Below are 15,458 nucleotides of genomic sequence, written 5' to 3' on the forward strand. Positions count from 1 at the left end.
TGTTCCGCATACTAGGGTTTGGACAATGACTTAATTAAAAAACTTAATGAGGTTTAAGATATGAAAATAATGAAGAAGGTTAAAGGTTTACTAGGCGTTAGTCTATTAGTTGGTGCTACTTGCCCGATTGGTCAGACAATCTCAGCAACTGATACAGTTGTACCGCGTAGTGGTGGGCGGGTAACAACAATCACTAAAGACAATTTTTTAGACGAGTTTACGATTGCCAAGCACGTTGATGCCACGCACCCAAGTGCGCAAATGCCTCAGTATGATGCGAGTACGGGAATTTTAACATTAACGCCGAATCTGCAAGATCAATCTGGTAGTGCTACTTTGAACCATCGGGTGTCACTTTTAGATGATTTTACCTTGAAAGGCGCCATCTATTTAGGTGATAAATTAGATAGTGCTTGGAATGATAAGAATGCGGGTAGTTCTTCACCAGGAATGGATCCATCCTTAATGGGTGGTGGTGATGGTATTGGTTTTGCCTTCCATCCCGGGGCAATTGGTGATATTGGTTATTCTGGTGCTAACATGGGTATCGGCGGACTTAAGAATGCCTTTGGTTATAAGTTTGACACATTTTATAATTTAGCCACAGCAGCGGATCCTAATGGTAAAGACTCAAATCATCGGTTGGGTTGGGAACAAGACCCAACTAATGTCTTAGACCGTCCAAATCTAGGGCAACCTAATCTTGCGACCGGTGGTTGGCCGGGTAGTCCTTTTGGCGCTTTTGTTAAAACAAATGGCACCAATGGTTTTGCTAACCACGTTGGTGCTTCAGTTGAATATCTTGATAAAAGCAACATTTTAAATGACGCAGTTGCCCGGGCGATGACGGCTGATGGTTGGGATGCAGAAGGTGATGCAGATAAGGGTTTCATACCAATTACGTTTAGCTATTTGGCAAGTAATCAAACTATTCGAATTGATTATAATGGTGGTGGTACGAGTCGTTCTGGCGTTGGCTACACGGATACATTAAACGTCAGTGATGAAGTTGCCCTTAGCGAATCCTTTGCCCTAGCGATTTCAGCTGGGACTGGCGCCTTTTTCAATCTGCAACAGTTTAAAATCGAAAGTTTTAGTTACACAGCGGCCAAGGAAATGAGCATTCAAAAAAATTGGCTAAATGATGATCCAAGTATGCGACCAGCTAATGTAATTGCACAAGTTTTGCAAAAAAATATTGATGGCGAAAGCTATCTCTTTGAAGAAGTGGAGCTCACTGCAAATAATAATTGGCAAGCAACGTTGACTGAACTACCTGAATTTGATTTAGATGGGCATGAACTAGAATATATCGTGCTTGAAGTGCCAGTACCAGGTTACGAAGTTTCGATTGATAGTCAATTTGATAGCACCTATCAGCAGTATAATATTACATTAACTAATCGTGCAGTTAATGAGGATGATAATGTTGATCTAACTTTAAATAAAATTTGGCGGGGGGATGAAGCTAGTCAACGACCAGCCGAAATCTTCGTTGAGCTGTATCGTAATGGTGAGCTTTTGGAAATTGTTCCCATAGTTGCACCTAAGGATGATGCAGAGACTAATCAATGGACAATGACATTGACGGATTTACTTAGCAAGGACGTTAATGGTCAAACCTATCTTTATACAATTAAGGAACAGGCGGTAGAGAATTATCAGAGCGAAATTAAGGCAGACGGCACAAAGTTTACAATTACTAATACACTAAATGATAACGGGAATGGGGCTAAAATTGATGACCCAGATAGTGCTCCCAAAGATACACAAGCTGATTCACCTAAAGTACAGCACTTAGGTCAGCAACAAACAGGCAAAGCGGCACAGAAGCCGGCAGATGAGCAATTACCACTGCTCGACAAACGAATTTTATGGGCACTCGTAGTTGTAGGGGCAGTATTGGTAACAGGAGCGGGTTATATGCTCTGGCGTAAAGTTAGATAAATAAATGATGACTTAGCTAAATTAGTTAAGTCATTTTTTCTTGTTCTCTTCGTAATCTAACAACAAAAAATTAATGATTAACCGGCATAATAAAGTTAACGAAGTGGATTTCAGTCAGGAGGCAAGATTATGGTTCACAAACGCGATGAAATTAATAGTCGATTAATTCGACTTTTACCAAAAGAAGCAGCATTACTACAACTTGATTTAGCTAATTTGCTGGCGCAAAGTAAGCCAGTAACCTATGAACGACCAGTAACTCGGGCCTTACAAGCAATTGATAATTATCTGCATGAAGATGAACACCCTAAGGTAGTGCCAACGACTAAATTAACGGCAACAGACTTAATGTTGCAACTCAAAAAAGCCATCGAGGTTTGTTTGCATGCAAGAAGGCAAGCAATTGACGCCGCCCAATCATTAATGGCGGCAGTTGCTGGCACGGTTTTTGAGCATGATACAGAGTTGATTATGGTCATGGCTGAATTGCAAAAAGCAATTATTGACGCCCAGCAGGATGATTATCGGGTGTTGACCGCCGATATTGATTTTTACCGATTAAAATTAGCACAACTCTACCGGGTTAGTTTTGAACAACGTGGGCGTAAACTTAAGGCACAAAAATCACCTGGATAGTAGAGAGAAGACTATCCAGCTGAAGCAGATTAAGCTAAAATTAATTAATAATAAATGTTTAGTTTTACTGGAGGTCATAAATGGATATAGGAATAGGTTATTGGATTGGCTTTTTCATCTTTGTACTTGTAATGTTAGCCTTGGATTTAGGTGTTTTTCACCGTAAGGACGAAGAACCAACCATCAAGGCGTCACTACTTTGGTCAGCCTTTTGGATTGCCTTAGCCTTCGCTTTTGCGGGCTTGGTGTGGATAAAGGGTGGTGGGCAGAATGCTTTGGATTTCATTACTGCTTACTTACTTGAAAAATCTTTGAGTATCGATAATCTTTTTATCTTTATCTTAGTGTTTAGCTTCTTTGGTATTAAATTGAAGTACCAACATAAGCTACTATTTTGGGGTGTATTTGGCGCATTAATCATGCGGGTGATTTTCATTCTGGCCGGAGCAACTTTGCTACATCAATTTGCCTGGTTAATGTTTGTTTTCGGGGTTTTCTTAATTTACGTTGGTTTAAAAATGTTGTTTGAAAAAGAACATCAACAAGACTTGGCGGATTCAAAAATTATTAGTTTTTTGCGGCGTGTTTTACCATTAAAAGAAGATGTGGTTGAGCCACACTTAACAGTTAAAGTCGATGGTAAACGGTATGCAACCCAGTTTCTGCTGGCGTTGATTTTCATTGAAGCATCAGATTTGTTGTTTGCAGTCGATTCTATTCCAGCTGTTTTGGCGGTATCACAAGATACGTTCATTGTGATTACATCAAATATTTTTGCAATTATGGGGTTGCGTTCGCTTTACTTTGCTTTGTCGGGGATTCTACCGATGTTTAGATATATTAAGTATGCACTGGCTTTGATTTTGGCCTTTATTGGTAGCAAAATGGTGCTGAATGAAGCGGCTAAAAGTTTTGATTGGGCCTTTCATATTAGTAATGAAGTTTCCCTAATTGTTATCGTCAGCCTATTGGTATTGGCAATTTTAGCTTCTTGGTTCCGTGACCGCCCACGGAAGCGGCATGAATTTAAATGATTTTTAGCTGGCTTTTACCGGGTAAATACCATATAATGTAAGGGTTTACAGATGATTTTATGAAAGCAGGCAGAAAAATGGCTTTGGAGAAAATTTTATTTGGTACGTATACGCGGGGTGCATCAAAGGGAATTTATACCGCAAATTTGAATAATATAACCGGACAATTACAGGACGCACAATTGGTTGCAGAGCTTGGTTCACCAACTTACCTACATTTGAGTAAGGCTGGCTATCTGTACGCAATCAATAAAAAAGATGCTGACCGTGGTGGTGTTTCAGTTTATGATTACCGGGATGGTCAGAAGGCCGTTTTGATTCAAGAAAAGCTTACTGAAGGCCGGTCACCAGCATATATTTCAGTTGATGAAGACCGTCAATTGTTATATGTGACTAACTATCATAAGGGAACAATTGAATCATTTGCGATTAAAGCTGATGGAACAATCGAACTTTTGGATCGCTTTAAGTCTTGGGGTGAAGGTCCACGACCAGAACAAGATAAGGCCCGCCTACACTTCACAAACTTAACACCAGACAAGCGCTTAGTGTCGGTTGATTTAGGTGCAGATAAGGTTTATACCTTGGATATTAGTGATGAAGGTATCTTTAGCTTAGTTGCAACCTACCATGCCGGAACTGGTTTTGGACCACGGCATATTCGCTTTAGCCCGGATGGGCAATATGCTTATTTGCTAGGTGAATTATCATCACTTTTGTCAGTCTTAAAGTATGACGAAAAGACTGGTAGTTTTACGCTAATTCAAACCAGCTCAACGATTCCAAGTAATTGGAATGAACATAATGGTGCTGGTGCAATCCGCTTATCAGCAGATGGCCGATTTGTTTATACTTCAAATCGTGGTCATAATTCAATTGTGGTTTGGCAAATCAATCAGACAACTGGTAAAGTAGACCCAATCCAAACGATTAGTACGGAGGGTGATTTCCCACGTGATTTCAACTTGAATGCCAATGGCGAGTACTTAGTTGCTGGTAATCAAAATACTGATAATATCACGGTTTATCGTCGTGATACGACCAGCGGTTTATTAACATTAGTACAAAAAGATTTTGTCGTACCTGAGGCCATTAATGTCGAATTTGTTTAATTAACAAATAAGTGATAATGCTACGATGACGGCAAAAGGCTCTGATGGTGCAAATACTATCAGAGCCTTTTTCATTAAAGTGGGGGTAAGGCAATGGAAAAATCAAGTAAGCAGCAACGTTCCTGGTTATGGCGCTGGGTTGCAAATAATAAAGGGGTATCAGTTTTAGTCATTATTCTCTTAGTTTTACTGATAATCTTTATGTTAAAGCAGGTTAGCTTTATTTTTGGCCCAGTGCGGCAGTTTTTAGCGGCTGTTGGGGCGCCAATTATTTTGGCGGGGGTCTTTTATTATTTACTAAACCCATTAGTTGATTATTTTGAAGAAAAACACCATGTTAAACGTTTAATTACGACCGTCATAATTTTTTTGGTGCTAGCAGCCCTACTCGTTTGGGGGATTTTAACGGGAATCCCTTGGTTTAGGGGTCAAGTAGCGGCCTTTTTGGACAAATGGCCGGAATATTGGCGCGCTTTAATTAAATTGGCTGACCATTGGAATCGAAGCCAACAGTTTCAACAATTAAATATCTGGCTTAATGCCACTAATCAAGATTTAACCGGTTGGTTTAAAGAATTGGCGGGGAATTATAGTGAAAATGGTGTGAAACATTTAACGGCCCTAGTTGGGACAGTGACGGCGACTTTGATCACCTTAGTAACCTTCCCATTTATTCTTTTTTACCTACTCAAAGATGGTCATGACTTACCCAAGTATATGGCTAATATGTTGCCAGACCGGTTTCAAGCCTCCTTTTTAGATACATTGAAGGCAATCAATGAACAAATTGCTAATTATATTCGTGGCCAGTTATTAGTTGCCTTAGCAGTCAGTATCATGTTTATGATTGGTTATAGTGTCATTGGGTTACCATCGGCTTGGCTACTCGCTTTAATCGCGGGTATTTTGAATTTGATTCCATATCTAGGGACCTTTTTATCAATGATACCGGCCTATGTTGTAGCGCTCTTTATTTCACCGTCCATGGTGGTTGCAGTAACCGTGGTCTTTGTAATCGAGCAAAATTTGGAAGGTCGGGTAATTTCACCTAAGTTGCTAGGTTCAACTCTAAAAATTCACCCGGTAACGGTGTTATTAGTGCTTTTGTCAGCTGGTAATATGTTTGGCTTGATGGGGGTGATTTTTGGCATTCCTGGCTATGCAATATTAAAGGTCTTGGTTACGCGGATTTTTGCTTGGTGGAAGGGAAATTCAAAACTCTTCAGTGACCAGCTTGAATAGTTGCCGCCTATAAAAAGTTAAGCCAGTTGCTAACTTAGTGACTGGCTTTTTTGTGGTGAATTGTTAAGAAATGGGCAAAGAAGCAGGAAAATAAACATTTTTCAACTTGACCACATGGTATAATTCATTTATGTAGCGATAGATGTGGTCAGGCATACTTGACCACTAAGAAGGAGTGTTAACATGTCAACAAATCATATTGTGTTGTTTGAGCCTTTGATGCCAGCCAACACCGGCAATATTGCCCGGACTGCCACTGGGACGAATACTAAATTACATTTAATTGAACCATTGGGCTTTAAATTGGATGAAAAGCATGTGAAGCGAGCCGGCTTAGATTATTGGGATACGGTTGATATTACTGTACACGAGAATTTACCAGCCTTTATGGCTAGTTTGCAAGATACGGATGAACTATTTTTAATTTCGAAATTTGCACCCCGTTCTTATCATGAAGCTGATTATACGAACCCTGATCATGATTATTATTTCTTATTTGGTAAAGAAACAACGGGACTACCAGAGCCTTTCATGAAGCAACATCCAGAAAAAGCGCTCCGGATTCCGCAAAATGATGACCATATTCGTTCACTAAATCTATCAAACACAGCAGCAATCATTATTTATGAAGCGCTCCGGCAACAGAGCTTTCCAAATCTTGATCTAACGCATGCTTATGATTACGATAAATTAAAGTAAAGAGGAGGCGACTATGGCAACGTCGACCAAAAGAACAGTTAAACGTAAGTCGACAAATCCAAGGCCAAGTAAAACTACTAGGGGAAGAAAGCCACAACCAAAGCCAAGTTATTTAGGAAATATTATTGGTGTGGTTGCAATGCTAATTGCAATCTTTGCGGTTCTTAAGTTAGGAATGCTCGGGAAATTCTTTGCAAACTTAACCCGCTATCTAGTTGGAAATCCATATCAGATTTTTTTAATTGCTTTGATGGTCCCCTTACTAGGCGTAATTGCTTATGGCCGCTGGCCTAGCAAGTTTAAATTACGCTATTATTTAGGTTTTGCAACTGCAATGCTCGGAATAATGTTAATGCTAACAATCCTTTTATTTAAGGGCTTGGATATGCACCATAATTTCATTCATACAGTTGTATTACTAATTAATCAAGACCTTAGCAACCAAGCTGTGTCAACGGATGTCGGTGGTGGGGTAATTGGGGCTGCTTTATACAGTGGAACTTACTTAATTGCCAGCGATTTTGGCTCTTGGTTGATTGCAATTATCCTGGTAATTGCTGGAATAATTATCACTTTTAACCTCGATGTAACAGATGTATTTGCCACCTTCTTTAATTTTACGGCAGCCACCGGTAAAACAGTTGAAAGTGGTGTCCAGTCCGGGTTGGAGTATGCCAAGATTAAGTCTGGCGATTTTAAAGAGCGAGCTGAGACCAGGGCAAATGAACGGAAGAACTTTGATAGTCTAATGGAAGCCGACCCATTTGGTAAAGACACACCAATTGTTAAGGTAAATATCGATGACATTGAGCCAACGGTTGCAGTTGCACCAAATGAACATGCTTCAGAGGAGAAGCTGACAGCAGAAACCTATAAGGCACCTACGATTATTGCACCAGAACCAGAAGATGAGCCAGTAAGTACCAGTGCACCAAGTGCTGTTGAAGCAGTCCAGTCAAATTATGAACAACCTGCTTTTAATGCGGCCAATGATGTTGAGCCGGCTGAACCGGTTGCGGATGGGTCAGAACTTGATTCAGTTGATTCAGCAATTTTTGCTTCACTCGCTGATCAGCAAGAACAAAAGGTTACGACAAGCCATGCCAAGTTGACCCATGCAGATATTTTAGGCCATGATGAACATAAAACTTCACCCAAGACAACCGCACACCAAAGTAATGTTGGGCATGTCGAGCCATCTAGTCAATCCGTACCAACTGCTGATGTGGCAATAAGTCCAGTTGATGATCATGATTATGTCTTACCAACAACGCGTTTATTAACCCGAGTTGGTTCAACCGATCAGTCGCACGAACGTGAAGGTTTGGCCGAGAAGGCTCACATTTTGCATGATACATTAAAGTCATTTAATATTAATGCAGATGTTGAGAAGGTCGTTTTGGGACCAACCGTTACGCAATACGAAATCAAGCCAGCAATTGGCGTTAAGGTTTCACGAATTACCAACCTAGCAGATGATTTAGCCTTAGCGCTAGCCGCTAAGTCATTACGAATTGAAGCCCCAATTCCGGGTAAGTCGTTGGTCGGAATTGAAGTTGCAAATGACAAACAAGCAATGGTTGGTTTCAGGGATATGATGGATAGTGTTGGTGTTGACCGCACTAATCCACTTAAAGTACCAATTGGTAAGAGCGTTTCTGGTGAAGTTGTTAAAATGGATCTAGCCAAAATGCCACATCTGCTAATTGCTGGTTCAACGGGTTCAGGAAAATCAGTGGCCATTAATTCAATCTTAGCTTCAATCTTGTTACAGGCTAAGCCTAGCGAAGTTAGGCTGATGCTGGTTGATCCTAAAAAGGTTGAACTTTCAGTTTATAACGATATCCCACACCTAATCACGCCAGTCGTTTCAGATCCTCGTAAGGCAGCGTTAGCTTTGAAAAAAGTGGTTGCCGAAATGGATCGACGCTTTAAGTTATTGGCAGAGGCGGGCGTACGTAATATTGCAGGCTACAATAAACAAATTGATGAAGCCAACAATAAGGCCGATGGTACCATTTATCAGCGTATGCCATACTTGGTAGTGGTCATTGATGAATTAGCAGATTTGATGATTACTGTCGCTGGTGAAGTAGAACCAGCCATTGTGCGGATTGCACAGCTAGGTCGTGCCGCGGGAATTCATTTAATTGTTGCGACGCAACGGCCATCAGTCGATGTGATTACTGGTTTGATTAAAGCCAATGTACCTTCACGTATGGCCTTTGCCGTATCTTCAGGGGTCGATTCAAGGACAATATTAGATAGTAATGGTGCTGAAAAGTTATTGGGTCGTGGTGATATGTTGTTTGCTCCAATTGGTGCAAACAGTCCCCAAAGACTTCAAGGCGCCTTCTTATCGGATGATGATGTTGAAGCCTTAACTGATTTTATTAAACGGCAAGGTACTGCTCAGTATGACGATTCAATGACGGTTTCAGATGAAGAGGTCAAAGCCCTTGATGGTAATGATAGTGGTAGTGATGGTAATCGAGCTGATGAACTTGATGAGCTTTGGGATGAAGCAGTTGACTTTGTGGTAGACCAGCAGCGTGCATCAACTTCACTGGTACAAAGACGTTTCCGCATTGGTTATAATCGGGCAGCTCGTTTAGTAGATGATATGGAAGCACGTGGCGTAGTTGGCCCACAAGATGGGGCTAAGCCAAGGCGTGTCTTGGTTTCAAAAGAGATGTTATATCGTTTGAAAAATGGTGAAAACAAGGCCACGGCAAGTGATGCAGCGACTATCAGTAACGAGGAGGACGACAATGACTTACCGTTTTGATTTAAAAGCAGCACAGAGTGACCAGACACTGGTTGCATTAAGTTTGGATGATGTACACTTTGATGTCGGTCGGAAGTGGATTTTTGATCCAGTTAAGCAGCAATTTGCTTTGTCTTTTACTGATGAAATTCGAACAATCAGTGAGTTACGTGATGATCCGCAAGTTCGCTTTTACCTCCAAATTGCGGGACAAAATCCGCATGCTAAGACTAGTTTTGCTAATTTGGACTACCAACCAATCAAACGTGATGAAATTAAAGGCTTGTCAGAAGCTTAATTATTTTAAAACTAACCTGATGGACAATTTATTGTCGGTCAGGTTTTTTGTACTAGAAAAATTGGCTTGCCTTACCAGAAGTAACTCTTTTCAGGTATAATAATGTAAAAAGTGAAAAGAGTAATAGAATGTTTGAAATCAAAAAGCTAAATAAATATTTTGGTGATAAACATGCCGTAAGTGATTTGGATATGACAATTAAACCAGGTGAAGTTTTGGGCTTAATTGGTCAAAATGGAGCGGGGAAAACCACAACTTTTCGGATGATTTTAGATTTTATCCCGATGACTTCAGGTAGCATTACTTGGGATGGTAAGACTATTTCAGCTGAACGCAAACAACGGATTGGCTTTTTACCAGAAGAGCGTGGCTTGTATCAAAAATGGACCATTGAGGAGCAAGTATTATATTTTGCCGAACTGCATGGGATGAAACGGGCAACAGCTAAACTGGCACTGCGTGATTGGATGCAACGACTTGAGGTAGTTGGTAAACCAGAGGATAAGGTCCAGAAGTTATCAAAGGGAAATGCTCAAAAAGTTCAGTTGATTGGGACTGTCATTTTTGAACCAGACTTTTTGATTTTAGATGAGCCTTTTACTGGTTTGGACCCAGTAAATACGGAAATCATGATGGCAGAAATTCGTCGTTTAAAGGCCAATGGAGCTTCAATTATTTTTAGTTCGCATAATATGGCAGGAGTCGAAAAACTCTCTGACTCGTTAATTATGTTAAAAAATGGCGTGACTGTTCTGGCTGGGGCAACACAAGCAATTCGTGAGTCCTTTGGTCGGACTGAAATCTATTTAGAAGCAGCAACTCCCGATGAAGCGCTAAAGGCGCTGCCAGGCGTTTTGAGTGTGAAGGCGGATGGAATCGGTCGGCGAATTGAACTTGCTGAGCCGGTCGTTGGTGAAGCAGTCTTTAAGCTAGTGAGTCAAGCGGGCTATGTCCCAGTTTTTGCTCAGCAAGCACCAACACTAGATGATATTTTCCGGCGGGAAGTAGTGGGAGGAACCAATGTTTAAAGTACAGTTTTGGATTGTTGCACGCCAGACGTTTAAAACCCGTTTAAAGACGCGCGCATTTTGGCTGGTAGTTCTGTCACCGCTATTGATGTTAGCGGTGGTAGCTGGGGTCGCCTGGCTAGTTAATGCAACTAATAGTGATAAGACACCTCGCTTGGCAGTTGTTGATGCACCCCAAGTTACTGCCTTTTTGAAGAATGAAAAAACCGTTAAGGCCAAGCTTTCGAATGTTGCCACGGTTAGTGAAGCAAAGACCCAGGTTAATCATGATAAAATTGATAACTATCTATTGTTTGACCAAGCAACTGATCAGTTTACTTTGAAAAGTGTCAACGGTGCTAGTCCTGTTGATAGTCAAACCTTGCAAGCAGCCCTAAATCAATATGGCATTCTTAGTCGGGCTGAGCAATTAAACTTAAAGCAAAGTGACTTAGTCAAGCTTTTGGCGCCGACCAGCTTAAAAACCGAGGTTGTTTCACTGCATGGTAAAACAACTGACGGTAGTGCAACCCGGACAGCGAACCAAGTAATGTCGTCAGCCTTAGGTATCGGTATTTTTATTTTCTTAACCTTCTACGGCGGAATGATTTCCAATGAAATTGCCAATGAAAAATCATCACGAATTATGGAAATCTTGCTAGCAGCAACTAGCCCAGCAGTGCAGTTTTTTGGTAAGATTGCCGGAATTGCCGGCTTAGCAATTTTGCATCTGTTGATTTATACGGTTGTTGGAATTGGGGTAGTCTTTGCGCTGCCTAATAATGCCGAGGTACGGCAAGTAACCTCAGTTTTGTCGGGGGTTGACAGTAGCTTTATGATAGTAACAGGGTTGTTAGTTTTTGTTGGTATCTTGTTGTACATGGTTCTAACAGCCGTGGTGGCTGCAATGGTCAACGATCAAAGTCAGGTACAACAAGCTGTTGCCCCAATTTCTTATTTAGCAATGGTTGGTTATATTTTAAGCTTACTGGTGGCGGTTCAGCCTAATAACTTAATGATTAAAATCTTATCCTTCGTACCCTTTGTTTCACAGACCTTGATGCCAGCTAGAATGAGTGTACAGTACGCGACGGTTGCCGAAGGTTTAATCGCATTGGCCTTAGAATTGATAGTTTTAGTCTATATTGGTTGGGTAGGCTTAGGTGTCTACAAGAAAAATGTCTTGCAGTATAATGATGGTAATTTAACGCGAGCAGTTTTACTTTCAATTCGCGATTTATTTGTTAAAACCAGAAATTAAAAAAACGCTGAGTTTAGCTCATTGAGCCACTCAGCGTTTTGTCATTTATTTTTGCTCGTCATCGTTTTTTAGAAACTTATCTTTATTGGGATCGATGGTATCAGGTATGATGAATAAATCATCGAATTGCTTACCCAATGCGTCCTCAGTCCGCTTATGTTGTAAAGCCATGAATACTACCTCCATTGCCATTAGTATAACACGAGTAGACAGACATGATAAAATAGTTAGAAAATTAAGAAGGGAGTTATCTATGGCTTCTGAACATATTGAACAAAAATTAGCTTTATTACCAGATTTACCTGGTTCTTATCAAATGAAAGATATAAACGGAAAAATCATATATGTTGGTAAGGCAAAAAATTTAAAAAATCGAGTACGCTCCTATTTTAAAAGTGAGCATAGTGGTAAAACGGAACAGTTAGTTGAAAACATCGCTGATTTTGACTATATCGTTACTAGTTCGGAAAAAGAGTCACTTCTATTAGAAATTACTTTAATTCAAAAATATCAACCATACTATAATATTAAGCTAAAAAAGGGGACTGGCTATCCCTATATTAAGATTACCAATGAGCGTGATCCAAAAATTGAACTAGTAAGCGAGATTTTAGATGATAAAGCGCATTATTTTGGTCCATACCCAAACGTTTATGCAGCATCAGAAACAATGCACTTTTTGCAAAAAACGTATCCGCTACGGCGGTGTAACGGCTATCAAGGACGACCATGTCTATATGCAAACATGGGTCAATGTTTAGGGGCTTGCTGGCGTGAAGTACCAGTTGAAGAGTATGAGGCGCAAATTCATAATATTGACCGTTTCTTAAATGGCGAAACAAAAGTAGTAACTAAGCAGTTAACGCAAAAAATGTTGTCAGCTTCTGAAAATATGGAGTTTGAGCGGGCCGCAGATTTACGCGATCAATTAAATTTTATTGATCAGACTGTTGAAAAGCAAAAGATTATTTCTGGTGATGGGACACCACGCGATTTGTTTAATTTTTATATGGATAAAGGTTGGCTTTCGGTGCAGGTTTTCTTTATTCGACAAGGACGATTGATGAAACGTGAAAAGCGGACTTTCGCTGTAATTGATTCAGCCGAGGATGAAATGACCGCCTTTATTGTGCAATTTTATAGTCGCAAAAACGTAGTTCTGCCCAAAGAGATTTTAGTGCCAAAACAAGTGAACCGTGAAATGATTAAGGAAGTTTTAGCGGTGCCGGTAAGGACGCCCCAGCGAGGTGAAAAATACGCACTTTTGGCATTAGCTGAAAAAAATGCTAAGTTAGTCTTAGAGGAAAAATTCCGCTTGATGGAAATGAACAACAATAAAACTAGCGGCGCTATGCAAGAATTGGCTGATGCACTAGGCTTGGCAAAGCTAAAACGGATTGAAACCTTTGACCATTCCCACATTCAAGGTGCCGAGATGGTTTCGGCAATGGTTGTTTTTGAAGATGGCCTACCAAATAAAAATCTGTATCGTAAATATAAGTTAAAGACGGTCGAACATGCTGATGAAAAAGCTGCGACCCAAGAAGTCATTCGCCGACGTTATACGCGTTTGCTAAAAGAGCATGCCCAGATGCCAGATTTGATTTTAATGGACGGCGGTGAAATTCAGCTAAACGCTGCAAAAGAAGTGATTGAGGATGAATTAGGCTTGGCGATTCCAGTGGCCGCAATGGTCAAAAATGACCGACATCGGACAGCCGATTTAATCCGTGAAGAGGGTGACACGCATGTCCACTTGGATACCCGCTCACAAGGTTTTTTCCTCTTGCAACGGATTCAAGATGAAGTACATCGCTTTGCAATTACTTTCCACCGCCAGTTGCGGTCAAAAGCTTCATTGGGTTCAAAGTTGGATGAAATCAATGGTGTTGGGCCTAAAACCCGTCAGAAATTATTGACTAAGTACGGGTCGTTAAAAAAGATTGCTGAGGCACCGTTAGCTGATTTACAGACCTTGGGTATTTCAGAAAAAGTCGCGCGCCAAGTTAAAATTTCATTGGAAAGTTTGCAGAGTGCAGACAAAGATGGACATAAAAAAAGGTAACTGTCGCTATTGAGCGGTTTTTCCTGTAAAATGAATTGGACTATAAAGAAAGTGAGGTCATCAACCATGGCGTTTGTCGACCAAGTTAAAATTAATGTAAAAGCAGGAAAGGGCGGCGATGGTGCTGTTTCTTTCCGTCATGAAAAATATATCAATATGGGTGGACCTTTTGGTGGTGATGGTGGTCGCGGCGGCTCAGTCGTTTTGACCGTTGATGAAGGTCTCCGGACCTTGATGGATTTCCGCTACAAGCGCCACTTTAAGGCGACCCCTGGTGGTAATGGAGCAACTAAGGCTCAAACTGGTCGGTCTTCTGATGACTTAGTGATTCGTGTGCCGGAAGGTACCACGGTGACTGATGCAGAGACTGGTGAGGTAATTGGTGACCTAGTTAATAAGGGTGATCGATTAGTTGTTGCGGCTGGTGGACGTGGTGGTCGTGGAAATATTCGTTTCGCTTCTTCAAAAAATCCAGCCCCAGAAATTGCTGAAAACGGTGAGCCGGGTGAAGAACGTGAAATTCAACTTGAACTTAAGGTCTTAGCAGACGTTGGTTTGGTCGGTTTTCCTTCAGTTGGAAAGTCAACGCTGTTATCAGTTGTTACAGCCGCTAAGCCTAAGATTGCCGCTTACCACTTTACAACCCTTGTACCTAACTTGGGGATGGTGCGTTTAGATGATGGTCGTGATTTTGTTATGGCCGATTTACCAGGTTTGATTGAAGGTGCTTCTGAAGGAATCGGGCTCGGAATTCAATTCTTACGCCACGTTGAGCGTACTCGTGTTATCTTGCATATGATTGATATGTCGGGTGCTGATCCAGATGAGGATCCATATGAAAATTATCTAGCGATTAACCAAGAGCTTGCTGAGTATGATCCAATGCTTTTGGAGCGGCCACAAATCATCGTGCCAACAAAAATGGATATGCCGGATGCAGAAGCAACTTTAGCTGATTTTAAAGCTAAGTTAGCAGCAAACAGCGACCAAGATGCACAGCCAGAAATCATGCCGATTTCTTCGCTTACGCGGACTGGCTTGGAACCACTTTTGCAGCGGACAGCTGACTTGTTGGATGCAACTCCACAGTTTGTTCCTAAGGGCATGGAAGCGACTGACGATGAAAGTGCTCTGTATGAATTTAAAGCTGATGCTCAACCATTTGAGCTTTCTCGTGATGAAGATGGAACTTGGATTTTGTCAGGTGATGAAATTGAACGTCTCTTCAAGCGAACGAATACGGGCTATACAGAATCATTGATGCGTTTTGCACGTCAATTACGCTTTATGGGCGTGGACCGTGCCTTAGCAGATGCTGGTGCTGAAGCAGGGGATACAGTTCAAATTTTGGACTTTGCCTTTGAATATGAAGCCTAAGTATAGTTAACAA

General features: G+C 41.0%; 13 protein-coding genes. 12 read left to right on the forward strand and 1 reads right to left on the reverse strand.

The features are described from left to right. The first annotated feature begins 60 nt into the window (after window positions 1-60). The 10 genes from TT13_RS01935 to TT13_RS01980 all read left to right on the forward strand — a co-directional run bounded on the left by TT13_RS01935 (window position 61) and on the right by TT13_RS01980 (window position 12,003). Window positions 61-1,947 carry a lectin-like domain-containing protein gene (locus TT13_RS01935; RefSeq protein WP_027698413.1) on the forward strand — a complete coding sequence of 629 codons (1,887 nt, stop codon included), beginning with the start codon at window positions 61-63 and terminating at the stop codon, window positions 1,945-1,947. A 129-nt stretch (window positions 1,948-2,076) separates the two neighbouring features. After that, window positions 2,077-2,583, forward strand: a complete 507-nt coding sequence (locus tag TT13_RS01940; protein WP_027698414.1) for a hypothetical protein — start codon at window positions 2,077-2,079, stop codon at window positions 2,581-2,583. Window positions 2,584-2,663: 80 nt separating this feature from the next. Further along, window positions 2,664-3,617 carry a TerC family protein gene (locus tag TT13_RS01945; RefSeq protein ID WP_027698415.1) on the forward strand — a complete coding sequence of 318 codons (954 nt, stop codon included), beginning with the start codon at window positions 2,664-2,666 and terminating at the stop codon, window positions 3,615-3,617. Between the two features lie 77 nt (window positions 3,618-3,694). After that, a complete protein-coding gene (locus tag TT13_RS01950) occupies window positions 3,695-4,729 on the forward strand; it encodes a lactonase family protein (protein ID WP_027698416.1) in 1,035 nt (344 codons plus the stop codon). A gap of 93 nt (window positions 4,730-4,822) precedes the next feature. Next, entirely contained in the window at window positions 4,823-5,971 is a 1,149-nt protein-coding gene (locus tag TT13_RS01955) for an AI-2E family transporter (RefSeq protein WP_027698417.1), read from the forward strand. 183 nt (window positions 5,972-6,154) lie between these two features. Beyond that, window positions 6,155-6,670, forward strand: coding sequence for a tRNA (cytidine(34)-2'-O)-methyltransferase (locus TT13_RS01960; RefSeq protein ID WP_027698418.1), 516 nt, complete (start codon window positions 6,155-6,157; stop codon window positions 6,668-6,670). A gap of 13 nt (window positions 6,671-6,683) precedes the next feature. Beyond that, window positions 6,684-9,458, forward strand: coding sequence for a DNA translocase FtsK (locus tag TT13_RS01965; RefSeq protein WP_082816163.1), 2,775 nt, complete (start codon window positions 6,684-6,686; stop codon window positions 9,456-9,458). Further along, window positions 9,442-9,735 (forward strand): hypothetical protein, encoded by a 294-nt coding sequence (locus TT13_RS01970; protein ID WP_027698419.1) that lies wholly within the window; start codon window positions 9,442-9,444, stop codon window positions 9,733-9,735. The genes TT13_RS01965 and TT13_RS01970 overlap by 17 nt, the downstream gene beginning before the upstream one ends. 128 nt (window positions 9,736-9,863) lie before the next feature. Next, complete coding sequence (locus tag TT13_RS01975; protein WP_027698420.1) at window positions 9,864-10,763, forward strand: ABC transporter ATP-binding protein; 900 nt, start codon at window positions 9,864-9,866, stop codon at window positions 10,761-10,763. Then, complete coding sequence (locus TT13_RS01980) at window positions 10,756-12,003, forward strand: ABC transporter permease (protein WP_027698421.1); 1,248 nt, start codon at window positions 10,756-10,758, stop codon at window positions 12,001-12,003. Before TT13_RS01975 ends, TT13_RS01980 begins: the two co-directional genes overlap by 8 nt. A 45-nt stretch (window positions 12,004-12,048) precedes the next feature. Here TT13_RS01980 and TT13_RS11595 read toward each other — a convergent pair whose 3' ends face one another. After that, entirely contained in the window at window positions 12,049-12,174 is a 126-nt protein-coding gene (locus tag TT13_RS11595) for a hypothetical protein (protein ID WP_278279333.1), read from the reverse strand. A gap of 82 nt (window positions 12,175-12,256) precedes the next feature. Between TT13_RS11595 and uvrC the strand changes: the two genes are divergently transcribed. Both uvrC and obgE read left to right on the forward strand, forming a co-directional pair. Next, window positions 12,257-14,068 carry an excinuclease ABC subunit UvrC gene (gene uvrC / locus TT13_RS01985; RefSeq protein WP_027698422.1) on the forward strand — a complete coding sequence of 604 codons (1,812 nt, stop codon included), beginning with the start codon at window positions 12,257-12,259 and terminating at the stop codon, window positions 14,066-14,068. Between the two features lie 66 nt (window positions 14,069-14,134). After that, on the forward strand, window positions 14,135-15,445 hold the full coding sequence (gene obgE, locus TT13_RS01990; RefSeq protein WP_027698423.1) for a GTPase ObgE: 1,311 nt from the start codon (window positions 14,135-14,137) through the stop codon (window positions 15,443-15,445). Window positions 15,446-15,458: the final 13 nt, after the last annotated feature.

The sequence above is a fragment of the Weissella oryzae SG25 genome (assembly GCF_000691805.2).
In the GTDB taxonomy this organism is placed as follows: Bacteria; Bacillota; Bacilli; order Lactobacillales; family Lactobacillaceae; genus Weissella; species Weissella oryzae.